Raw genomic sequence first — 21,129 nt, forward strand, 5'->3', positions numbered from 1 at the left:
TCATCCGAGCTCCCTCGTGCGCGCCACCCCGTGCCGAACGGCCGCGAGATCACGGAGGCGTTCGACTGATCGAAAGAATCGTACGACGGAATCGGGACGCTGGGTGGTCCGTTCCCGGCTGTGTCGGAGCGTTGTCATTCAGTCGAATGAACGGTGATCGCTGTCGCAGACAGGGCGTCGAACCTCTCCTGTCTCCTGTTGGGTGGCGTACTCGGATGCTGTGGTCAGGACGCGGAACACCGACCGCCGGAGGGGAACCCGGCCAGGCATCGGCATCGCTGCAGGCCGTGGCTGATAGATTCGGCGGCCTTAGGGGGGATCCATGGGGAAAGCGCTCAAGCTCAGTCCAGAGGCGGTCCAGCAGTGCGTCACGGCGACGCAGGAGCTGATCGACTGCCTGGACGACCAGATTCGCAGGGTTGACGATCTCACGAGCCTCGCCGGTGCGGGCGGGATCCTGGTATCCGCGCAGCAGCTGATGCAGGGGTTCGCAGACAAGGCTCGGGGGAGGCCGGATTCCGTCTACGCGCGGCTGATGCAGTTCCGGGAGGTCGCGATCCGGATGCGTGACAACTTCGCTGCCGGCGGACAGGGCTTCGCCGAGATGGAGGCGCAGTTCGCCGATGCGCTCGGTGGTATCCAGAGGGATCTGCAGGCGTGAGGGCGCTGGTCGGCTGTGCTGCGCTCGGGCTTGCACTGTCAGTCGCCGGGTGTGCGTCGGCGACGACCGGTCAGAGTGTGGCCGGATCGACCAGTGCGAGTTCGGCGAACGCGCAGTCCGTTTCCACACCGACTCCGCGACTGACTGACGATTCAGGTCGACCGCAGATCATGTTCGATCCGTGTAATGACATCCAGCCTGGCACCGTGGCCAAGATGGGCTACGACCCCGGATATAAGGACAACTCCGACTTCCGTGGTGGCAGTTACACATTCATGTCTTGCGGGTTCCACTCCGAGATGTACAGCCTGGGGATATCCTCGGGCAACATCACGACAACCGAGCAGGAAACGCAGCAGAAGCGCGATTCACCGACGAAGGTGGTCACGCCCATCACTGTTGACGGACGCGCCGGTTGGATCGCGCGTGACCCGAGCCGAACGCAGATCTGCACGCTGGCGTTCAGCACCTCCTACGGCGAGGTAATGCTCGACCGGTTCCAACGGGAGAAGGCGCAGAAGTCGGGATTGGACGTGTGTGACGGGATCGAAGGCACCGCGCAGATCATCGCGTCGATCTTGCCCCCGGGTGCGTGACCGCGGGACCTACCGAATTGGCGATGACATCCTTGTGCCGAACAGTCGATGGCATCGGATCCCAGAAGCGCCCATTGCTGCCGCCGGTGTAGTTGCCGAAGACGCTTATGGCCAGCGCCAAGGACCAGACGATGCCGAGCAGCCACGATTTCGTCAGGTCGAAAGATGTAGGCCACCTTCCATCCCTGGGTCGGATGGCGACGAGCCCGAACAGGGCCTTTCCGACGGTTGCGTGAAGAATCCGTTGGATGACGACGCGGTCGACGAACGACAGTATGGGCCAGGAAATCACTGCCCACAGTTTCAACTGCGGAAACTGCGCAGCGAGTGAGGAGCCCTGCGTGATCAGTACAAACAGCGCGACCATCGGAGCTGCGTGAAGGATGCAGTCGAGGACGAACGCCGAAGCCGTGCGCAGTCCCGTCGCCGACGGATATCGAGAGTCACCTGCGTCGCCGTGCCTCACTTCTTGTTCGTCGAGTCGGCGAAATGTATCGATCGACCGGATTTGCTGCGGTGCGGTCCGCGCTCGGTCGTGCTGGTCCTTACCGTGACGACCGTCGTTCATAGGTTCAGCACGCTCCCCGGGGCCTTCTGGATCTGAATATCGATCGAGCGGGCCGTGCTGACGATCATCTGCCGGAAGTGTGGCCCGTGTTCGGCGAACATCGTGGAGAACTCGATCGCGGCGATGGCGGAGCCGTCGCTTGTCGTCACCGCCGCCTCAAGTTGGAATACAGGTGTTGTTTTTCCGTCGGCCGGGTTCCCGGGAAAATCCGGCACCGGCAGGTCTCTGATGCGTTCGAAGAACATCATCGGTCGCTTGTCGATCTCGATCACCTGCAGATCCCCTTTGTCGCTTGACTCAACCTTGGATTCGGCGAGGTTCTTCACGACAAGCCGGGGGTTCTCGGTGTCGCCGCCCGTGTCGTAGACGACGACAGTGAGTATCGAGGTGACAACCGTGTCACCGAAGGAGTGGCTTCCAAGGCCGCAGTATCGGACTCGATCCTTGGCGAGCGCGTGAAGGCACGCGCCCAGTGCGGGCAGGATCTGACTGGCAGCGGATACAACGCCGGGCCTGTCGACGTCATCCAACAGTTTTGCCGCGTTCACGATGCTGCTGTCGACGTCAGTCAACGGAAGGGGGACGAATCCGGCGGGGATGCTGAGCGCCACGGTCACATCGCGGGTGTCAAACGTCATGACTTGAGCCAATCCCTGACGTCGTCGTAGCCCTGCGAGATCACGGCCCTGCCTCGCCATGCGAGTTCGATCGTGTCGTGACGGTTCATCTTCGCTAGTTCTGGAGCCGCGTGCACGCCGACGCCGAGGGTGGGTTCGGGTACCTTCAGCACTGTCAAGGCTCTGTCGATAACCTTCGTCGAGAATCCTGGCGCATGTGCGGCATCTGACAGCACGCTGGACAGTGTTGGCGCCGCCCGACCTGCTGCGGCGGCTTCGTCGGCGAGCTTCCCCATCGACGCAACACCCTTGATGGCGCCAACTCCAGGCGCAAGGCCTAGGCCATCCAGCCCGACTTTGGCGAGAGATCCGAGGTCCTCGGTCCGGAAGTCGCCGCTGCCGAGTCCCTTACCGAAATCGGCAAGATCGCGACGAACCTTCGGGTCGTTGAAATCGAGCCCCACGTTTGCCGCGCTGGCGGCAATTCCGACGGCCATGCCGATCAGGTCGAACGGTGGCGGGGTGAGTAGTGCGACGAATGCGCCGACCGCCGCCACCCCGCTCAGAATGTTGTGTACGAGCTCTTTATGTTTAGAGATCCAGTCGCCGACCGCCTTGACTGCGTCGGTGATCGTGTCCCACCAGTGCTTCTGCGGCGGGGTTGGGGCGAAGTCCTTCGCGGCCGAATCCAGTTCGGCGGCGGCTCTTTTTGCGGCAGCGTCATGATCGTGAGCAAGATCATGCGCCTGTTCGATAATCGAACTGAGTTCGCGTTGTGCATCGGCTACATCCTTGGCCGTTGCATCTACCCGTGCGGCCGCGGCGTTGAGGCGAGTTTGCGCCACCCCCAACTGAACTGGATCCGAGAAGGTTCGGTCGGCTAGGGTGAGGTCGGGGTTTGCCTCAGCTTCGCGCAGGGCTGCTTGTGCCTGCCCAATTCTCTGCCGGGCGGCAGCGGCCTCTGCTTCCAGGCGTCGGGCGACGTCTCGGTTGTTGGTCAAGGCGGACTGCCACTCGTTGAGCGCGACCACCGCGCGCTCGAGTGAATGCTGTGCGTGGCCAAGATCTTGGGCGAGTGTGGTGTCGAAGTGGCTTCTGAAACCGTCGCCACCCGCGCCCCTCCAAACGTCGTCACTGCCGTTTCGGAGCCGCTTCAGGGCACCGTTCGTATCCCGGACGGACTCGCCCGACGCATCGATCTTGCCGCGCAGGAGTGCGACGTCATTCGGGGCTCCCGGGACGGGGTCAAACCCGAGATTGGGATAGGGATCGAGTGTCACTGGACCCGCTCAGCTGCGGCGTCACCAGGCGAGGGGACGGGCTGGCTCAATGCGCCCCGCGATCGATTCAATGCCTCGGCAAGAGCCTGGTCCGCGTCAAGGTACGCATCACGGCACTGAGAGACACCGTTCGCCATGTCCTTTGCGTGCGCGCCGATTCGATCCAACCCGTAGTGCCACCGGCGCTGAAAGCGGTCGGCGGCGTCGTTGAGTATCTTGGGGCCGATGTCGCCGTGGCCGGCCGCTTTCATCGCGTTCATTGCATCCGTGAGCACCTGCTCAGAACCCCGAAGTAGTTGCACCGCTTTGTCGAGGGCATCAACATCTGCCCTGAGAAAGTCACCCAAATCAGCCCCCCGCTTGTATTGCGCCCCGGCCGCCGTTGCTCAGAGGAGAGCGCGGGCCCGCCCATCGTAACGCGCGACAAGGGCTGACCGGGACCCTGGCGACGCCCCGACACCGCCCCCCATCACCGGGTCGCCAACACACCCCCGTCCACCGGGATGACCGCACCCGTCAGGTAGGTGCTCGCCCGGCCGGCGAGGAACACCGCAATCCCGGCCATGTCCTCGGGGCGGCCGATGCGGCGCAGCGGAATCTGCTGACCGACCGCGTCGGAGCCGACGGCGAGTATCCCGGCTGTCATCTTGGACTCGAACAGCCCCGGAGCGATGGCGTTGACCAGGATGTCCGGGGCCAGCTCGCCGGCCATCTGCTGGGTGAGCATGTGCACGGCCGCCTTACTCGCGCTGTAGGAGAAGTTGTTGTAGCCGGGCTCCGGCGCGCGAAGGCCGTCGACACTTCCGGTCATGACCACGCGCTCCGGATCCTCCGGCGTCGACGCCGCCCGCAGCAACGGGAGCAACGCCTGGGTGAGCAGGAAGGCGCCCTTGACGTTGAGCGCGAGCACCTTGTCCCACGCGGACGCCGGAAACTGTTCGAGCGGGGCACCCCAGTTGGTGCCGGCATTGTTGAACAGCAGGTGGATCGCCGCTTCGCGCCTGACGAGTTCACCTGCCAGCGCTGAGACTCCGGACTCCGTACCCAGGTCGGCCGGTATGGCGTGGATCGGTCCGATCGACTCGAGCTCTGCCACAGTGGATTCGAGCTCGTCGACCTTGCGGCCGCTGATGTACACGGTCGCGCCGGCGGACAGCAGACCCTCGGTGATCATCTTGCCGATGCCGCGACCGCCGCCGGTCACGACCGCGACCTTGCCGTCGAGCCGGAAAAGCTCGGACACATTCATACTCAAGCTCCGTTGCCGATCCGGACTCAGGCGCTGTACAAGTCGTCGTGCAGGGTCAGTTCGATGTCGAGGATCTCGACCTCGACGGCGCCCTCGGCCTTGAACCGGTCGCCGACGCTGGCGACGATCGGCCCGTTGACGTAGGCCTCTGCGGCCTCCCTCGTCTCGAAGAAGTAGATGCCTCCGACCGTCTCCTGATCGCGGTTGCGCACGTAGTACTTCTGCTTGAGCCCGGGGAGCTGGCGGAACTTGTCGAGTCCGCCGATCGAGAGCTTCTCCTGATCGGCTTCGCTGAGCTTGCTGTCGAAGCGCATCCGGACGATCACCATGGTGGTTCTCCTTTGTGTTGTGATGTGACAGTTGAGATTCCCCGCCGAGTCACTCCGCGGGTACGGGAGTGTGCGCGGGCTTCGTGGACGGCTGTCGGCCGAGCAGTTCTCGGGAGCGTTGCCGGAGTTCGTCCTTGATACGTGGGTAACGCACGGCGTACCAGCATGCGCACGCCACGAACCAGACCCCGAGGCCGATGAGTGTGGCTGCCGACAGTCGGGTCAGCAGTAGGTAGGCGGTGACCCCGAGCACCGGGACGGACAGCGCGGCGCAGACCAGATGCGCGGCCCACTGCAGCCGGAACGACGCCGCCTCGAACAGGTCCGGACGCAACCGGCGCAGCCGCACCGAGGCGCCGGACAGGATGATGAAGCCGATCGAGAGGAACGCCGCGACGCCCGAGGCGATCTCCTCGATGCCGTATCCCAGCAGCACCGGTGCGAGCCCGATCACGGTCACCGCCACCAGCAGGTAGTGCGGCGTGCCGAAGCGCTTGTTGACGGCGCCGAACCTGGCAGGAAACCACCCGTCGGAGATCGCGATCAACAGGCCTTTGGTACCCCAGGTCATCGACGAGTTCATGGTGCCCAGTGAGGCGACCAGGCCGCCACCGATGACGAAGAACACGAACAGTGGATGTGGCAGCACCTGCTCGGCAACGACTGTCAGTGGCTTCCCCGCGACCTCGGGTATCGGCAGCACTCCGACTGCCGGAATCGCGAGCAGGATGTAGAGAACTCCGGCGAACAGCGTGCCGCCGATGATCGAGATGGGGATGGTGCGCCCTGGGTTCCTCATCTCGCCGCCGAGTTCGGCGACGAAGGTGCCGCCGCCGAGGACGAAGGTCAGCAGCGCCGATGCCTGGAGCAGTCCACCGACACCGTTGGGGAGGACGGCCGGATAGTGCGCCCAGTCGACGTGGAGGAATCCGCCGACGATGAACGTCATGTACCCGACGAGCATGATCAGTGCGAGCACGAGGCCGATCCGCGCGGAGAAGGACGCACCGAGCAGGTTGATGACGAAGAAGAAGAGGATGAGCGTGATCGCCACCGCGTGCGGGTTGATCCACCCGGCGAGGCTCTGCAGGTAGACGCCCGCGGTTAGTCCGAGGACGCCGACGGTGATCTGCGACAGGACGACGAATCCGAGGTTGAGGAATCCCACCCCCGGGTGGAGGATCCGGGCCGCGTACTTGTACATCCCGCCGGCCGTGGGCAACGCGGAGGCCAGCGCGGCGTACGGAATCGTCGCCAGCGGCAGCGCGATGGCGGTGATGACGACCGCGATCGGCACGCCGCCGCCGGTGAACGTGATGGCGGAGCCGAGGATGGCGAGGATGCCGCCCCCGACGATCTGGTGGAACGTGATGCCCAGTGCCTGCATCAGCGTGACCGATCGCTTGAGGTTGTGTACCTCACCCACGGCGGGACCATCAGGCGCCATGTCAACCCCTTGTTGATGAGTGTTGAAATGTGTTGCCACGGAGTATGGGGGTGAACACTTCGGAGTGTCAACCATCACATGTGGAGGGTTCCGGTCGGCGATCAGTCCCACTGGTTGACCCATCCGGCGCAACACTTGTAGAACTTTGTGTAGGCCGACCAACAGGAGAGGGGCCTGGGGATGACAGGGACGACCGGAGACAGTCCGCTCGGCGCGAGCCTCGGCGCAATTGGCCGCACGATGGACGGCGAGCGGCTGCTGATCTTGTTGACGAAGATCGTCGACGTGCTCGGCCATGCGCTGCCGCACGGCACCGAGGTGGTGCTGCACGACCTCGGTAAATTGCCGAACTCGGTCGTCGCTATCAGCGGGTCGGTCACCGGGCGGAGCGTCGGCGGTTCGGCGGCGGAAGTGCTGGTCGAACGGATCACCGCCGCGGAGGAAGACGAGCTCCTCGGCTACGAGAGCACCCTCCCGGACGGTCGATGGATCCGATCGTCGGCGCTGATCGTCCGGGATGTGTCGGGGACGGCGGTCGCGGCGCTGTGCATCAACACCGAGATGTCGCTGTGGCGCTCGGTGGATCGCATCGTCTCGTCGATGCTCGGCCTGCCGCCGCGCGAGGAGTCGGCCCCGAGCTCGCGGGTCGCCGAGCCGGTGCCGGCGACGAGCCGGAGCCTGGAGCGGGCCGCCTTCACCGAGGGCATCGACTCGTTCGCCGACCTGATGATCGCGCGTCAGGTCGCGGCCATCGGCGTGCCCGTCGACTCCATGCGCAAGTCGCACAAGATTGCGGTGGTGGCGAGCCTGCGCGACCGCGGCGTGTTCGAGCTGCGCGGCGCGGTCCGTCAGGTGGCCGAGGCGCTCGAGGTCTCGCGGTTCACGATCTACAACTACCTGAATGAACTCGGGGACAAGCGCGTCCCGGAATCGGGAGACGAGCAATGACTTTCGATGACATCACCGCCGAGTGCCTGCGTGCCGCCGGTGGGATGAAGTGGACCAAGCATCCGGGCATGCTCGGGGCGTTCGTAGCCGAGATGGACTTCGGCGTCGCGCCCGCCATCGCCCGCTCGCTGCATGACGCGGTCGATCGTGGCCTGGTCGGCTACACGCCCCCGTGGCTGGAGGAGGAGGTGAGCGCGTCGACGAGCGAGTGGCTGTCCGTGCGCTACGGGTGGCAGGTCGCGGCCGATGGCATCCTGCCGACCTCGGATGTGATCCACGCGTTCGAGATCGTGTTGAGCCGGATCGCCCCGCCCGACGCGCAGGTTGTCCTAATGACGCCGGCCTATGGTCCGTTCTTCATGCTCTCGGCGATTCTGGGGCGCAAGGTCATCGAGGTACCGATGCTGCGCGACGGAGGGTCGTGGCAGGTGGACCTGGCCGGTCTCGATGCGGCGTTTCGGCAGGGGGGAGGGGTGCTCGTGCTCTGTCACCCACACAACCCGATCGGGAAGGTCTACACGCCAACGGAACTCGCGGACATCGCAGGTGTCGTCGCCGCACACGACGGGTTGGTCTTCGCCGACGAGATCCACGCTCCGCTGACGTTCGACGGTGTGCCGCATGTTCCGTACGCGTCGGTCAACGAGACCGCGGCCGGCCATGCCCTCACCGCCACCTCCGCGTCAAAGGCGTTCAACCTGGCGGGGCTCAAATGCGCCCAGTTGATCCTCACCGCCGACGGTCATCGCGCAAGGTTGAACCCCTTGCGCGAGTACGTGTCCCATGGGTGTGCTGTCCTCGGGGCGATCGCCACCGTTGCGGCGTACCGCGACGGGGCCGATTGGCTGGGGGAGGTGCTCGGCTACCTCGCCGGGAACCGTGACGCCGCGCTCGAGCTGATCGGCGAGCTGGCTCCGGGCATCGATGCGACCCGTCCGGCGGCTACCTATTTCAGCTGGCTCGACATGCGCGGGCTGGGCATTGAGAACCCGCAGAAGTTCTTCATGAAACACGCTGGAGTGGCACTGTCGGACGGTTCCACATTCGGGGCGGTCGGTGCCGGGCATGTACGGCTCAACCTGGCGATGCCGCGCCCGTTGCTCCGCGATGCGATCACCGCGATGGGCGCTGCGATCGGCGGGTGATGGATGGGGCGGTCTGAACCTCCGATCTCAGGCCGGGGCAACCCCAATGGCTCCGACTTCCAGCGTCTGCTGCAGGGCGGTCGCCCGAGGGCGCCCCGTAGTCTGGACGTGTGAGATGGGATTGCTCAGGGCATAGCGTCGGTTCTCCTGGTTCCTGAGGGTCGCGGGTTGGTCACCTGCTCCGAACGGGCCATGGCATCCGTCCGTCGAACGGTGGACAGTGTGAAGTCCGAGCTCGGTCCACCGTCTCCGGCGGCGTCTCCGAGGATGCAGGCGGCCAGTATGAGCAGAACGAGCAGGTAGAGGAACCAAGCCTTCGTCAGCCTGCCGAAGCTGGGCCATCGACCGTCTTCGGGCCGGATGACCACGAGCCCGAACAGTGCCTTTCCGACGGTCGCATGAAAGATCGCCTGGATGACGATGCGGTTGAGCATGGACAACGCCGGCCAGGAGACGAGCGCCCACACCTGCAACAGTGGGAACGTCTTGGCAAGCGTCGGATCGTATGCGACAGCAGCGAATACCGCGAGCATGGGTACGGCGTGCAGCACGAAGTCGACCGCAGAGGATGCGATCCAGCGCAGAGTCTTGGGTGAGGGGTAGCGGAGGTCGGCTCTCTCCCCGAATCGCCGCGGCTGGGCGTCGAGGCGCCCAAAGCTCTCGATGCTGCGAAGCTCTGGTGGCGGCGACGGCATCTCATTGCGCTGGCCCCTGCTGTGTCGGCCGTACGTCGTGGAGATCTCAAACCCTTCTTGGCTCAATGGTTCTGGCTACTTGATCGGCACAGACTTCATGATCGCGTCGATCAACGAGACCTGTGAGTCGCACGATGCTGTCGACTCGTCGTCAGGCGAGACCGTGCTCTTGGTGGGTGACGGGTGGATGCTCACCGTCAGGTAGACCTGGTCCTGGAAGGGGACGCGCACGGTGCACAGGCCCCCGCCGTCCTCCATCGCCTGGGCGGTTCGTCCGTCCACCGTGACGGTTCGTTTGCCCGACATCAGTGGCACCGCCGAGAGCGCGGCCGGCGGGTGGTAGAGAGTCACCTTGACCACATGGGTTCCGTCGATCGAGTTGAATGAACACGAACGGCTGTTGGTGTCAGATCGTCTCGTCGGAGCTTCGGCAAGGTCGGAGCCGACGGCCTGCACTTGCTTCATCGACACGAGCGAGCAGAGATCAACATCCTTCCAGTTTGAGGCCTGCGCGGCCGGCGGCGGTGTGCCTGCACCGCAGGCCGACAGAGCCAGACCCAATCCCGCAACGAGCAACGACGAGACGTGGCGTGACTGAACCAAGGCGATTCCTCAGGATTGTGTTGCGCGGACTGATGACGTCGCGGACCTACCATTCGTTGGTCAACCATGAACGTGGAGGCCGGTCCTCGTCGTCATCCCAGTCGACCGTCGGCCTGGATGGAGCGTTCGGTGCCGAAGTGTCGGGGCGTGTGAAGACGAACGGCACGCCGAGCGCGGCAAGCTCATGGATCTCGGGTGGTGGCCAGGAGCTGTTGACAATCTCCGACCAGCTGCAAATACCGCTTCGTACTCGGGCGGCGGCGTCGACCATCGCCGCGGAGGCGCCCGGGGCAGCAGAGACCCGCTCCAGCAGTGCCTCGTCGACCTGCTCGATGGGTTGGCCGGCTTGGAAGCTGCGTTGGGCGAAGGCGGATGTGTTGGCCGCAAGAGTGCGCAACGATGATTCGAACCTCGTGTACAGGACTTCGAGGTGTGGTGGCAGGTACTCCGTCACGACGCATCCTGCCACGGTTGCTCGCCCGGCCCCACTGCAAAGTTCGATGTCGGTGCCCCGGTAAGGGCGGTGACATCGGACACGGCGGCTACGTCGCCGGCCATCTCGAGATTGTCTTGGAGTTCATCGACTTTTTCCTGGAGCGGCTGAAGCTTCTCAGCGAGTGCATTCGCGATCGCGTCGGCGGGGTTCTCGATTGCATCGATCACGGCAACGGCGTCAGCGATGAGGTTCTTTATGTCGTTGATCAGCTCATTCGCTGCCATCCAAATGTCGACGATGGCGTGGCCGATCTCGATCATCTGGAAGATCCATCCTCCGGGAACAACTTTCGTTGCGTTCCGGATGAAGACGTCCTTGAGGCCGGCGCCGATGATCCGGTCCTGGATCACCTGACTGATCTTGTCGAGCAGAGCGGTGGCTGTCTCCTGAATCTGGTCGGAGGTGGCCTTGAGGACGCGCTCGGCGAGCCTGCCGAGTGGTCCTTCCCAAGCGAGCGCCTTGGCGAGATGTTCCACGTAGTCCTGGTAGGCGATCGCGGCTTTCCCGTCCCAAGTGGTGTCGAGGCGGCGCGCGCCATCGCGGAGATTCCCCGCAACCTGCTCGCATGCGGTCCCGGCCTTCGCGAAGGCCTTGCCGCTACGCTCCAACTCCGCCCAGTTTCCGGCGATCGGCTTGATGGCGGCTTCGATGGGGCTCCAACCGTCCCCGCCGCCGACCCACTGGGTGACCGTTCGGACGGCGTCGTCCAGGTCTTTGAGGATGCCTGTCGTGCTGTCGATGAGGCCACGGACATCGCACTCTGCGGCGGGCGGAGCGGTGAAGTCTGGTTCATCGCGTACGGCGAACGCCTCCGATCCGGGTATCCCGTCGTAGACGGTGACCATTGCGCAGGAATCTGCCAGTATCACGCTGGCGAGTGACGAATGTTGTTGTGCGAGTGCCTGTGCGTTCGCGTGATCTTGACTGGAGAAATGCCAGGCGGTGTGCCGGAGTTCGTTCGCCATGCCGAACGTGACGTCGTGGCGCCGCTGCACGCGACCAGCCGCTGCTGCGGTGTATTGCTCAATCGGCGCCGCGAGTAGCTCCAGTAGACCGCTGTAGCCGGGTCCCGGCGTCCCTGCGTTCATCAGGCTGCGAGCTCGGATCAGGTGATCGGCCGACGCGTCTGCAAGGCAGGCCATGCCGCCGATTTCCGTCGGCTGCGCCGCGAACCGTTCTGCCACTCCCCATGTCCTCTCCCCGAACTTGGGCGACCCTACCAGTCGACAGGGGAGGAACTGCTCCGGTGAGCGAGTGGCGTCCGTCGCATCAGCCGGGCCACCGCGCGCAACTCCGCGACGGTGTCGACAACGTCATGGCCTCATACATATAGCCTCCCTACAATCTCCACCCAGACCTCCACCGGTGGGTTGAGCCGCCGCGCGCCCCGTCGAAATAGCGTCGTCACCACAGCACACGACCAGGGAGGCGGCACGACATGACCACTGCGCACACGACCCCGCGACACCGACTGGCGATCCTGGCCGACCCCACCATCGCGGGCTCGGTCATCGCGCCGGTCGGCGCCTACCAGCTGCTGCACCTCGCCGACTGGTCGGACATCGCCGCGCTGAGCGTCGCGGCGATCTTCCCGGCCACCGCGACCATCTACGAGGCCACGCGCAAGCGCCGGCTGAACGCGCTCGGTGCGCTGTCGCTGGTGGCGGTGCTGATCGGATTGGGTGCGGCGCTCTGGTTGCGCGACCCGCGCGTGCTGCTGGTCAAGGATTCGATCGTCACCGGCATCATCGGACTGGCGTTCCTCGGCTCGCTCGCGACCACGCAACCGCTGGCCTACCGGCTGGGCCGCCAGTTCGCCGGCGACCGGGTGCCGGTCATCGACTCGCCGCAACGCCTGCACGGCTACCGGATCGTCTCCGCGGTCTGGGGTGTCGCGCTGGTCGGCGAGGCCGCGCTGCGCGTCGCCCTCTCGTACGTGCTGTCGACCGCGACGGTGGTGACGATCTCGCCGCTGCTCAGCGTCGCGGTGTTCGGCGCCGTGACCGTGTGGACCGTTCGGCGCGCCCGCCGCCACGCGGGTACCGGCACCGACTCCACGGCCGTCGCCGCCCGAGTCGCCCTTTCGTAGCGGACGTCGCCCGGCCGGTGGGTGCTGGTGTCGACCATTGCCGACGCGGCCTCGATAAACCATCAGATTCTGATGGTTATTCGAGCGTCCGGCACGACCACCGCCGATAGAGTCGCGGCATGACCGACGTTCTGGTGGTGGGGGCGGGACCGACCGGCGTGACACTCGCGATCGACCTGGCCCGGCGCGGCGTGCCGGTGCGCATCATCGACCGCGCACCCGCGCCGTTCGCGGGCTCTCGCGGCAAGGGCCTCACGGCGCGCACGCTCGAGGCGTTCGACGACTTCGGCATCGTCGGCGAGATCCTCGCCCTCGGCCATCGCGGACTGCCGCACCGGGTGACCGTGCGCGGCGAGGTCGTCAGCGACGCCGATCCGAGCGCCAGGCTCAGCGACAGCGCGGACCGCCCCTACGCGGTCGGGCCGATCCTCCCGCAGTTCCACACCGAGCAGGTGCTGCGAAACTGTTTGGCGGACCATGGCATCCACGTCGAATACGGCGCCGAGGTGGTCGCCGTCGAGCAGGACGGCGGCGGGGTGACCGCGCACCTTGCCGACGGCACCGCGATCGATTCGCAGTACCTCGTCGGGTGCGATGGCGGGGGAAGCGCGGTCCGCAAGGCGCTCGGCGTCGGATTCGACGGCCAGGGCGGGTTCCAGGCGATGCTGATCGGCGATGTAGAGGTCACGGGATTGACGCCGGACCGCTGGTACCAGTGGACCGACCCGGACCGCGGATTCCTTGCGCTGTGCCCGTTCCGGCGCACACCCGTCTGGCAACTGCAGGCCGTGCCGTTCGCCGACTTCGGCGCGGACGGCACCCTCCCCGAGCCGTCCCTCGACTACTTCCAACGTCTGGTCGACGACCTGACCGAGCAGCCCGGAATCCGCCTCTCGAACCCGACGTGGATGTCGACGTGGCGCGTCAACGTGCGCATGGCCGAACGGTTCCGGGTCGGAAACGTGTTCCTGGCCGGCGATGCCGCGCACGTCCACCCGCCGACGGGCGGGCTCGGCATGAACACCGGCATCCAGGACTCCTACAACCTGGGCTGGAAGCTGGCGGCGGTGCTCGGCGGCGGCGACCCGGCGCTGCTGGACACCTACGAGGAGGAGCGTCGGCCGATCGCGGCGTGGACGCTCGGCTTCAGCACCGACGGGCTGGACAGGGTGACCGGCGACTTCGCCGACGGCACCCCGCGAGGGATCGCGGCGCATGGTGCGGACCGTGAACAACTCGGGTTGGACTACCGGTTCGGCTCGCTGGCAACCGATCTCGCCCGGGTGTCGACGGTGCATGCGGGGGACCGGGCTCCCGACGCCCCGTGTCGTGACCCGTTCGGCGATCCGGTCCGGCTGTTCGATGTGTTCCGCGGCCCGCAGGTGACCGTTCTCGGTTTCGGCGGCGCGCCGGTGGTCTCGCTCGCCGGGCGCCACGTCGTGGTGGCGCGGGTCGGCACGGCGCCCGGCCCGGACGTCGACCTCGTCGACGACTACGGATGTGCCCGTGCGGCTTACGGCGTCGACGGCGACGCGATCGTCGTCGTCCGTCCGGACGGCTACATCGGCATGACCGCGGCAGCGGATCAGATCGAGGAGGTCCGCGCCTACCTCGCCCGGTTCGACTCGCCGCGACCTCGCTGAACCACCACACTGGAACACATGCCCACACCCTGGGTGCTGCACGTGGACCTCGACCAGTTCGTCGCGGCGGTCGAGATACTGCGTCGGCCCGAGCTCGCCGGACTCCCCGTGGTGGTCGGCGGGCACGGCGACCCCACGGAGCGCGGCGTCGTCTCCACCGCCTCCTATGAGGCCCGCGAGTACGGGGTCGGCTCGGGCATGCCGCTGCGGGTGGCGGCGAGGAAGCTGCCCGGCGCCGCGGTGTTCCTGCCGGTCGACGCGCCCGCCTACACGGCGGCATCGAACGCAGTCATGGACACCCTGCGCGACACCGTCGCCGTCGTCGAGGTGCTCGGCTGGGACGAGGCATTCCTCGGCATCGACACCGACGACCCGGAGTCCGCCGCGCAATCGGTGCAGGCGGCCGTGCTCGACGCGACCGCACTGCACTGCTCGATCGGCATCGGCGACAACAAGTTACGCGCCAAGATTGCCACCGGATTCGGCAAGCCCCGCGGCATCTTCCGGCTCACCGCAAACAACTGGTGGCAGGTGATGGGGGAGCGGCCCGCCGACGCGCTCTGGGGCATCGGCGGCAAGACGGCGAAAAAGCTCGCCGCCCTTGATATTCACACCGTTGTCGAGCTCGCCTCCGCACCGATCGACATGCTGGCGGCTACGTTCGGCCCGAAGACCGGGCCGTGGCTGCACCACCTCGCGTACGGGCACGGCGCACGCACCGTCAGCGCCGAGCCGTACCGGGCCCGCTCACACAGCCGCGAGATCACCTTTCAACAGGACGTGGCCGACTGGGGTCGGCTCGCCGCCGAGGTCCGCGACCTCGCTACCCGCGTCGCCGCGGACATCGCCGCCGAACACCGCCCGGCGATCCGCGTCGCCCTCAAGGTGCGCTACGCCCCGTTCGACACCCACACGACCAGCGCCTCGCTGACCGAACCCACATCAGACCCGTGCGAACTCGCCGACGCCGCAGCAACATTGGTCGACCGACTCGATCACGACCGGAAGGTGCGGTTGATCGGTGTCCGGCTGGAGATGGTGCCGTCTGGCGACGCCACCTGACGTGCCGTCAGATCCGGAGCGGATCGCCGTAGACGGTGACGCTGTCCTGTGAGACCGCAGTGCCCGCATTCAGTGTCACGTATCCGCGGATGGTGACGGGCCCGCCGCACCCGGACATCGTGATGTGGACGCCGTCCATGCTGATCGAGGCGTTCTGCCCCTTGAAGCTCTTCTTGACCAGCTGCACGTCGTCGACCGAGCCGGGAGTCAGCTTGACCTTCACGTTGTTGTTGATGGTCGGCGGGGTGATGGTGGGGGTGGGAACGTTTCCGTCGCCGCCGCCCGACGAGCCCAGCGAGCCGGTCGAACCCAGTCCGAGGGCGAGCTCGCCGTCCAGGGTGCGGGGACAACCGATCTGGTAGCCGGCGAGCAATGCCCCCGAGTTGATCTTGTGCGCGCCGTTGCCGCTGATCTGGCCCGTCCCTCGCGCCGAGACGAAGGCCTCGCGCGTCAAGAAGTCGCCCGCGAGGTTGGGCACCGAATTGATGACGCCGTCGAACAGGGAGGCCGTCAGCTGCCAGCCGTCCACACTCGCCATCGTTCGTGAGTGCGGAGCCATCGTGACCGGTGCCGCGCCGGCGAACCCGGGGCAGGCCACCACCATTCCGCTCGCTGCGGCGAGGCCCGCCAGAATCGGAACGATTTTCGGGCGTCGCGCGCGAACGCTCATGGTGACCAGTCCTCCGAATGCCGAGTTGTCGAGCCCACGCAAAACCAGTGTTTCAACCCTATACCGGCGGCGATGCGCAGGAGGACCGAACACGCGTCCGGATTCGGCCCGCCGAACCTCAGCCGGCGAGCAGGTCCTGGTACTCGGGACGGTCGCCGACGAACTTCTCCACGTACGAGCAGGAGGCGCGGATCTTCAGCCCGTCCGCGCGGGTCTGGTCGAGTGCGTGCCCGACGACCTTGCCGGCGATGCCCTGGCCGCGGAACGCCGGATCGGTGACGGTGTGGTTGAAGTCGCGGACGTCGCCGGACAGCGTGTAGTCGGCGTGCCCGGCCAGGGTGCCGTCGACGTGGATCTCGAATCGGCTCTGCGCCGAGTTGTGGTCGAACTTCTCCGTCATGGTCACGGTCCTTCCGTCAGGGAATGATCTCCAGGTTATCCACCCCGACGTGATTCAGCTGGAGTGGGCGAGTTCCGGCTCGTGGCCGGGGATCTCGGTGCCGCGGATCGACACCCCCGCGGTCTCCCGCAGGAACAGCATCGACACCATGCCGATGGCGCAGGCGATCATCATGTAGATGGCCGGGAAGATGTCCCAGCCGGTGATGCTGATCAGCTGATTGTTCACATACGGCGCGGTGCCGCCGAAGGCCGCCGTCGCCACGTTGTAACTGATCGCGAACCCGGCGTAGCGCACCTGGGTCGGGAACATCGCGGGGAACGTCGCCGAAATCGTGGCCAGCTGCGGAATGTAGAGCAGACCCAGGACCGCGAATCCCAGCAGCGCCCAACCGAACCCCTTGCCCATCAGCCAGTACATCGGCAACGCGAGCACGAACAGTCCGATCAGCGAGCCCCACCACATGGGTTTTCGGCCGGTGCGGTCGGACCAGCGGCCGAAGAAGGGGATGAACGCCATCATCACGACCTCGCCGATGAGCACGAGGAACGTGGTGGACTGCTCGTCCATGCCGATGTTCTTCTCGAGGTAGGTCGGCTGGTAGGTCAGCAGCGTGTAATTGACCACGTTCAGCGCGATGACCATGCCGAACATCGTGATGATCGGTCCGCGATAGCTGCGCAGCAGGTCGACGAACCGGCTCCACGCGGTGCCCTCCAACTCGTCGTGCTGCTCGGCCTCGGTGAACACCGGGGTGTCGTCCATGCGTGAACGCAGGAACCAGCCGATCAGACCCAGGGGAGCGGCGATCAGGAAGGGTATCCGCCAGCCCCACGAGTTCATCGACGCGTCGGACATCGAGTGCTGGCAGATCAGCACCACCCCTGAGCCCATGACAAACCCTGCGAGCGTGCCGAATTCGAGGAAGCTGCCGTACTTGCCGCGGGTCTTGTCGGGCGCGTACTCGGCCATGAACGTTGCGGCCCCGCCGTATTCGCCGCCGGTGGAGAATCCCTGCACGACGCGCAGCAGGATCAGCAGGATCGGGGCCGCGATGCCGATCGACGCATGCGAGGGAATGCAGGCGATCAGGAAGGTGGCGCCGGACATCAGCAGGATGGTCGTGGCCAGCACGGCCTTGCGACCCAAGCGATCTCCGATCGGTCCCCACACCATGCCGCCGACCGGACGCAGCAGGAACGACACCGCGAACGTCAGCATCGTCGCGACCGTCGACAGGCTGCCGGGGAAGAACGCGTTGCCGATGTAGGTGGCCACGGCGGCGAAGACGCCGTAGTCGTACCACTCTGTGGCGTTGCCGATGGCCGACGCCGCGATGACCTTGCGCAGCAGCTTGCGCCCCTCGGGCGTATCCGGGTCGGGGGTGCCGGTGACACCCTCCGATGCGGGCACGCCGCCCTCGAGGGATCTGTCGGCGTCGCCGCCGGCAGGTGTGGCCAGGCCCGCGTCGTCTGGGCGCATCGGTCCTCCTCTACCGGCGATCGGTGCACGGAGGTCCGTGCTCGCCGGCTGGTCATTCCGTGAGCTTGCTCGTTCGCTTTCGGACGTCCTGGTCCGTGATACCCCGGGGCGGTTCAGTTCATGCGAACCCAAATCGTTCAAGACGTCGCTGAGTTGCTGACGGTACGGACGCGGCGGACGGTTGACGAATCGCAAAACACGCTCATGTGTTCGATTCGAGGCCGGCGGGAGGTGCCCGAATTGCGGCGTCAGCTGTGAGTTAGCCGCCAATTGTGCGGCATCGAATATCGGACAAAGTGGAAGATTTCGTTACCAAGATGTGAGCTGCGTCTCGCCGTTGCGGCGCCGTGCGGTCGATCCTTCGTGACGCTCGGGGCGTCTCACGGTCGACACTTCCCGTATTTAAAGGATACTGTTGCGTTAATCACAACCTGAATCTACGACGAAGGGTAGTAGGCGATTCGCGTTCTCCGTAGCATCGACCCTGTGAAACCCCGTGCGCCGCGTCGCCCCAAAAGCTGGCATCAACGTGCGGGGATGCCGGTGCGCGTCTGGCTGATGCTGTTGATCCTGGCCGGGTTCACCCACCCGTGGCTGCCCGACTCTCGCTGGTTGCTGGTGCACCTGTTCACGCTGGGCGCGGTCACCAACTCGATCCTGGTCTGGTCGCAGACCCTCGCCGAGCGGTTCCTCGGCTATCACCTGCCCGAGACCGCGCGCCGTCCGCAACTGGCGCGCATCTACACGCTCAACGCCGGCATCGTGCTGACGATCGTCGGCATGCTTGGCTCGGTCTGGCCGGTCACGCTCGCGGGCGCCGTCGTCGTCGGGGCCATGGTCGCCTGGCACGCCATCGGCCTGCTGATGCTGATCCGCCGGGCCCAGTTGCACCGCGCCGCGCAGGGGGAGGGCCGGGCCGAACACGCGCAGAGCGTCTGGTTCTTCGTCGCTTCGGCGGCGCTGCTGCCCGTCGGCGCGGGCTTCGGCGCCGCGCTGGCCTACGGCTTCGCGGACCCGGCGCAGGCCGGTTTCCTGTTTACCCACCAGGCGATGAACATCCTCGGGTTCCTCGGTCTGGCCGCCGCCGGGGTGCTCACCGTGCTGTTCCCGCGGCTGCTCGGCGAGACAGACCCGTCGGCCCGGCGCCGCCCGATCGCGCTCGCGGTGCTGCTGTCCGGCATCGGCGTGCTCACCGGTGGGGCGCTCTCCGACCTGCCCGACCTCGCCGCCGCCGGGGTGCTGATCTACCTGACCGGCTGGCTGGTCGTCGCGCTGCCGCTGCTCAAGGTCGCGGTCCGGCGCCCGCCCACCGGCTACGCGGCAGCCTCGATCACAGCGGCGCTGCTGTGGCTGATCGGGTCGCTGATCGCGCTGGCCGTGGTGCTGATCGACGGGCCGATGGAGGCCGACCGCGCGACGCTGATGACGGTGCCGTTCCTGGCGGGCTTCGCCGCGCAGTTGCTCTTCGGTGTGATGAGTCACCTGCTGCCGACCATGATGAGCGACAACCCTGCCGTCAGGGCCGCCGGGGTGAACCGGATGAACCGGTGGTGGCTGTGGCGGGTGCTGGTCATCAATGTCGGCCTGGTGATCTGGCTGTTCCCGCTGGCCAGCTGGATCAAGGTCGGCGTCTCCGCGTTGGTGATGCTCGCGTTCATCCTGTTCCTGCCGATCATGATCTCCAGCGCCAAGGCGGCGATGGGCGTGCGCCGGGCGATGCGCGAGGGCAGCGGGCAAGCAGCGCCGGAGGGTGCCGCGCCCGTCGAACCGGCGCCGCCGGCACCGCAGAACCGCGGCCAGCAGGTGATCGCAGCGATGGCCTCGCTCGCGCTGGTGATCGCGGTCGGCTCGGCGCTCGGCGGCGGCGCGGGCGGACCGGTCGAGGACGCGGCCGCCGGGGTCGCCCCGACCGGCCAGACCACCACAGTGCAGGTGGACGCCGCGAACATGCGCTTCACCCCGGATTCGGTGACCGTCCCGGTCGGCAACCGGCTGGTGATCAACGTGACCAACAAGGACACGATGGTGCACGACATGGTGCTGGCCTCCGGACAGAGCACCGGCCGGCTCGGGCCGGATCAGCGCGCCACCCTCGAGGTCGCGGTGGTCGGCAAGTCGATCGAGGGCTGGTGCTCGATCATCGGCCACCGCCAGCAGGGCATGGTCTTCCACGTCCGCACCACCGGTGGCGGCGCCGACGCGAACTCACCGGGCCAGATGGCGATGGGCCCGGGTATGGCCGGGATGTCCGGAGCTGCAACCGGCCCCGCGCCGGACGTCGACCTGATGCGTAAACCTCCCGCGTCCTTCGAGGCCCGTGACCCACGGCTCGCGCCCGCGCCGACCGGCACCGTGCACAAGTACACCTTCGACATCACCGAGGTGCCCGGCGACTTCGCACCCGGCGTGCAGCAGATCATGTGGACCTACAACGGCAGACCGATGGGGCCGACGCTGCGCGGCAAGCTCGGCGACACCTTCGAGGTAACGCTCGTCAACCACGGCACCATGGGGCACTCGATCGACTTCCACGCCGGCATGGTCTCGCCCGACGAACCGATGCGCACCATCAATCCGGGTGAGTCGCTGGTCTACACGTTCACCGCCAACCACACCGGCGTGTGGCTCTACCACTGCGCGACCGCGCCGATGGCCGTGCACATCGCCGCCGGCATGTTCGGCGCGGTGATCATCGACCCGCCGGACCTCGCCCCCGTCAGCGCCGAGTACGTGATGATCCAGTCCGAGGCGTACCTCGGGCCGCAGGGTGGGCAGCCCGACGCGGACAAGGTCATCGCGGACAAGCCGGACCTGGTGATGTTCAACGGCTACGCGAACCAGTACGTCTACCGCCCGTTGCACGCGAAGGTCGGCGACCGCATCCGCATCTGGGTCGTCGACGCCGGGCCGAACGAGTCGCTGGCGTTCCACGTCGTCGGCAGCCAGTTCGACACCGTCTACAAGGAGGGTGCGTACCTGCTGCGGCCGGACAATCCTCTGCACGGCGGCTCACAGGTGCTCGACCTCGGTGTGGCGCAGGGCGGATTCGTCGAAATGCAGTTCACCGCGCCCGGCACCTACACGTTCCTCGACCACCGGATGGTCGCCGGAGACCGCGGCGCGATGGGCAAGATCGTCGTGTCGTAAGA

Annotated in this window: 22 protein-coding genes; 8 read left to right on the forward strand and 14 right to left on the reverse strand. The window is 66.3% G+C overall.

The features are described from left to right. Positions 1-322: 322 nt before the first annotated feature. Positions 323-661: a hypothetical protein gene (locus tag G4X40_RS21260; protein ID WP_277835549.1), complete on the forward strand. Its 339-nt coding sequence runs from the start codon at positions 323-325 to the stop codon at positions 659-661. Beyond that, positions 658-1,257: a DUF3558 domain-containing protein gene (locus G4X40_RS21265; RefSeq protein WP_277835551.1), complete on the forward strand. Its 600-nt coding sequence runs from the start codon at positions 658-660 to the stop codon at positions 1,255-1,257. The genes G4X40_RS21260 and G4X40_RS21265 overlap by 4 nt, the downstream gene beginning before the upstream one ends. Here the strand turns inward: G4X40_RS21265 and G4X40_RS21270 are convergent. The 7 genes from G4X40_RS21270 to G4X40_RS21300 all read right to left on the reverse strand — a co-directional run bounded on the left by G4X40_RS21270 (position 1,226) and on the right by G4X40_RS21300 (position 6,726). Continuing rightward, the gene (locus G4X40_RS21270) at positions 1,226-1,825 is read right to left on the reverse strand and encodes an RDD family protein (RefSeq protein ID WP_277835553.1); all 600 of its coding nucleotides are present in this window, start codon (positions 1,823-1,825) and stop codon (positions 1,226-1,228) included. The genes G4X40_RS21265 and G4X40_RS21270 overlap by 32 nt on opposite strands. Next, positions 1,822-2,463, reverse strand: a complete 642-nt coding sequence (locus G4X40_RS21275) for a hypothetical protein (protein ID WP_277835556.1) — start codon at positions 2,461-2,463, stop codon at positions 1,822-1,824. The genes G4X40_RS21270 and G4X40_RS21275 overlap by 4 nt, the downstream gene beginning before the upstream one ends. Then, positions 2,460-3,722: a hypothetical protein gene (locus G4X40_RS21280; RefSeq protein WP_277835559.1), complete on the reverse strand. Its 1,263-nt coding sequence runs from the start codon at positions 3,720-3,722 to the stop codon at positions 2,460-2,462. Before G4X40_RS21280 ends, G4X40_RS21275 begins: the two co-directional genes overlap by 4 nt. Beyond that, entirely contained in the window at positions 3,719-4,069 is a 351-nt protein-coding gene (locus G4X40_RS21285) for a hypothetical protein (RefSeq protein ID WP_277835561.1), read from the reverse strand. Before G4X40_RS21285 ends, G4X40_RS21280 begins: the two co-directional genes overlap by 4 nt. Before the next feature lie 122 nt (positions 4,070-4,191). After that, the gene (locus G4X40_RS21290) at positions 4,192-4,971 is read right to left on the reverse strand and encodes an SDR family oxidoreductase (RefSeq protein WP_277835563.1); all 780 of its coding nucleotides are present in this window, start codon (positions 4,969-4,971) and stop codon (positions 4,192-4,194) included. A gap of 26 nt (positions 4,972-4,997) precedes the next feature. Continuing rightward, complete coding sequence (locus G4X40_RS21295; RefSeq protein ID WP_277835566.1) at positions 4,998-5,300, reverse strand: YdhR family protein; 303 nt, start codon at positions 5,298-5,300, stop codon at positions 4,998-5,000. A gap of 49 nt (positions 5,301-5,349) precedes the next feature. After that, complete coding sequence (locus tag G4X40_RS21300) at positions 5,350-6,726, reverse strand: APC family permease (protein WP_277835569.1); 1,377 nt, start codon at positions 6,724-6,726, stop codon at positions 5,350-5,352. A gap of 201 nt (positions 6,727-6,927) precedes the next feature. Between G4X40_RS21300 and G4X40_RS21305 the strand changes: the two genes are divergently transcribed. Next, positions 6,928-7,695, forward strand: a complete 768-nt coding sequence (locus tag G4X40_RS21305) for a helix-turn-helix transcriptional regulator (protein WP_277835571.1) — start codon at positions 6,928-6,930, stop codon at positions 7,693-7,695. Then, the gene (locus tag G4X40_RS21310; RefSeq protein WP_277835573.1) at positions 7,692-8,840 is read left to right on the forward strand and encodes a MalY/PatB family protein; all 1,149 of its coding nucleotides are present in this window, start codon (positions 7,692-7,694) and stop codon (positions 8,838-8,840) included. Before G4X40_RS21305 ends, G4X40_RS21310 begins: the two co-directional genes overlap by 4 nt. Before the next feature lie 125 nt (positions 8,841-8,965). Here G4X40_RS21310 and G4X40_RS21315 read toward each other — a convergent pair whose 3' ends face one another. Genes G4X40_RS21315 through G4X40_RS21330 form a run of 4 tightly spaced genes read right to left on the reverse strand, consistent with a single transcriptional unit; the run spans position 8,966 to position 11,818 of the window. Beyond that, positions 8,966-9,601, reverse strand: coding sequence for an RDD family protein (locus tag G4X40_RS21315; protein ID WP_277835575.1), 636 nt, complete (start codon positions 9,599-9,601; stop codon positions 8,966-8,968). Positions 9,602-9,610: 9 nt separating this feature from the next. Then, positions 9,611-10,138, reverse strand: a complete 528-nt coding sequence (locus G4X40_RS21320) for a DUF3558 family protein (RefSeq protein ID WP_277835579.1) — start codon at positions 10,136-10,138, stop codon at positions 9,611-9,613. Positions 10,139-10,184: 46 nt separating this feature from the next. After that, the gene (locus G4X40_RS21325; protein ID WP_277835580.1) at positions 10,185-10,592 is read right to left on the reverse strand and encodes a hypothetical protein; all 408 of its coding nucleotides are present in this window, start codon (positions 10,590-10,592) and stop codon (positions 10,185-10,187) included. Continuing rightward, the gene (locus G4X40_RS21330; RefSeq protein WP_277835583.1) at positions 10,589-11,818 is read right to left on the reverse strand and encodes a hypothetical protein; all 1,230 of its coding nucleotides are present in this window, start codon (positions 11,816-11,818) and stop codon (positions 10,589-10,591) included. The genes G4X40_RS21325 and G4X40_RS21330 overlap by 4 nt, the downstream gene beginning before the upstream one ends. Before the next feature lie 254 nt (positions 11,819-12,072). Between G4X40_RS21330 and G4X40_RS21335 the strand changes: the two genes are divergently transcribed. The 3 genes from G4X40_RS21335 to G4X40_RS21345 all read left to right on the forward strand — a co-directional run bounded on the left by G4X40_RS21335 (position 12,073) and on the right by G4X40_RS21345 (position 15,428). Beyond that, the gene (locus G4X40_RS21335; protein ID WP_277835586.1) at positions 12,073-12,723 is read left to right on the forward strand and encodes a VC0807 family protein; all 651 of its coding nucleotides are present in this window, start codon (positions 12,073-12,075) and stop codon (positions 12,721-12,723) included. Between the two features lie 119 nt (positions 12,724-12,842). After that, positions 12,843-14,366 (forward strand): FAD-dependent monooxygenase, encoded by a 1,524-nt coding sequence (locus tag G4X40_RS21340; protein WP_277835587.1) that lies wholly within the window; start codon positions 12,843-12,845, stop codon positions 14,364-14,366. 18 nt (positions 14,367-14,384) lie between these two features. Continuing rightward, complete coding sequence (locus tag G4X40_RS21345) at positions 14,385-15,428, forward strand: DNA polymerase IV (RefSeq protein WP_277835589.1); 1,044 nt, start codon at positions 14,385-14,387, stop codon at positions 15,426-15,428. A 7-nt stretch (positions 15,429-15,435) separates the two neighbouring features. On the opposite strand, the gene G4X40_RS21350 is transcribed toward G4X40_RS21345, so the two are convergent. The 3 genes from G4X40_RS21350 to G4X40_RS21360 all read right to left on the reverse strand — a co-directional run bounded on the left by G4X40_RS21350 (position 15,436) and on the right by G4X40_RS21360 (position 17,980). Continuing rightward, the gene (locus tag G4X40_RS21350; protein ID WP_277835590.1) at positions 15,436-15,966 is read right to left on the reverse strand and encodes an MspA family porin; all 531 of its coding nucleotides are present in this window, start codon (positions 15,964-15,966) and stop codon (positions 15,436-15,438) included. Between the two features lie 250 nt (positions 15,967-16,216). Beyond that, the gene (locus G4X40_RS21355; RefSeq protein ID WP_332844347.1) at positions 16,217-16,537 is read right to left on the reverse strand and encodes a GNAT family N-acetyltransferase; all 321 of its coding nucleotides are present in this window, start codon (positions 16,535-16,537) and stop codon (positions 16,217-16,219) included. Positions 16,538-16,552: 15 nt separating this feature from the next. Beyond that, positions 16,553-17,980 (reverse strand): MFS transporter, encoded by a 1,428-nt coding sequence (locus G4X40_RS21360; protein ID WP_277835592.1) that lies wholly within the window; start codon positions 17,978-17,980, stop codon positions 16,553-16,555. 537 nt (positions 17,981-18,517) lie between these two features. On the opposite strand from G4X40_RS21360, the gene G4X40_RS21365 reads away from it, so the two are divergent. After that, a complete protein-coding gene (locus tag G4X40_RS21365) occupies positions 18,518-21,127 on the forward strand; it encodes a multicopper oxidase domain-containing protein (RefSeq protein ID WP_277835593.1) in 2,610 nt (869 codons plus the stop codon). The last annotated feature ends 2 nt before the right edge of the window (positions 21,128-21,129 follow it).

It is taken from the genome of Speluncibacter jeojiensis (genome assembly GCF_029589495.1).
Lineage (GTDB): Bacteria > Actinomycetota > Actinomycetes > Mycobacteriales > Mycobacteriaceae > Speluncibacter > Speluncibacter jeojiensis.

Coding starts and splice junctions, on each gene's coding strand:
- G4X40_RS21295 (WP_277835566.1), bottom strand. CDS start 5,300: ATGGTGATCGTCCGGATGCGCTTCGACAGCAAGCTCAGCGAAGCCGAT.
- G4X40_RS21275 (WP_277835556.1), bottom strand. CDS start 2,463: ATGACGTTTGACACCCGCGATGTGACCGTGGCGCTCAGCATCCCCGCC.
- G4X40_RS21310 (WP_277835573.1), top strand. CDS start 7,692: ATGACTTTCGATGACATCACCGCCGAGTGCCTGCGTGCCGCCGGTGGG.
- G4X40_RS21270 (WP_277835553.1), bottom strand. CDS start 1,825: ATGAACGACGGTCGTCACGGTAAGGACCAGCACGACCGAGCGCGGACC.
- G4X40_RS21365 (WP_277835593.1), top strand. CDS start 18,518: ATGCCGGTGCGCGTCTGGCTGATGCTGTTGATCCTGGCCGGGTTCACC.
- G4X40_RS21345 (WP_277835589.1), top strand. CDS start 14,385: ATGCCCACACCCTGGGTGCTGCACGTGGACCTCGACCAGTTCGTCGCG.
- G4X40_RS21335 (WP_277835586.1), top strand. CDS start 12,073: ATGACCACTGCGCACACGACCCCGCGACACCGACTGGCGATCCTGGCC.
- G4X40_RS21340 (WP_277835587.1), top strand. CDS start 12,843: ATGACCGACGTTCTGGTGGTGGGGGCGGGACCGACCGGCGTGACACTC.
- G4X40_RS21260 (WP_277835549.1), top strand. CDS start 323: ATGGGGAAAGCGCTCAAGCTCAGTCCAGAGGCGGTCCAGCAGTGCGTC.
- G4X40_RS21305 (WP_277835571.1), top strand. CDS start 6,928: ATGACAGGGACGACCGGAGACAGTCCGCTCGGCGCGAGCCTCGGCGCA.
- G4X40_RS21350 (WP_277835590.1), bottom strand. CDS start 15,966: ATGGCGAGTGTGGACGGCTGGCAGCTGACGGCCTCCCTGTTCGACGGC.
- G4X40_RS21290 (WP_277835563.1), bottom strand. CDS start 4,971: ATGAATGTGTCCGAGCTTTTCCGGCTCGACGGCAAGGTCGCGGTCGTG.
- G4X40_RS21360 (WP_277835592.1), bottom strand. CDS start 17,980: ATGCGCCCAGACGACGCGGGCCTGGCCACACCTGCCGGCGGCGACGCC.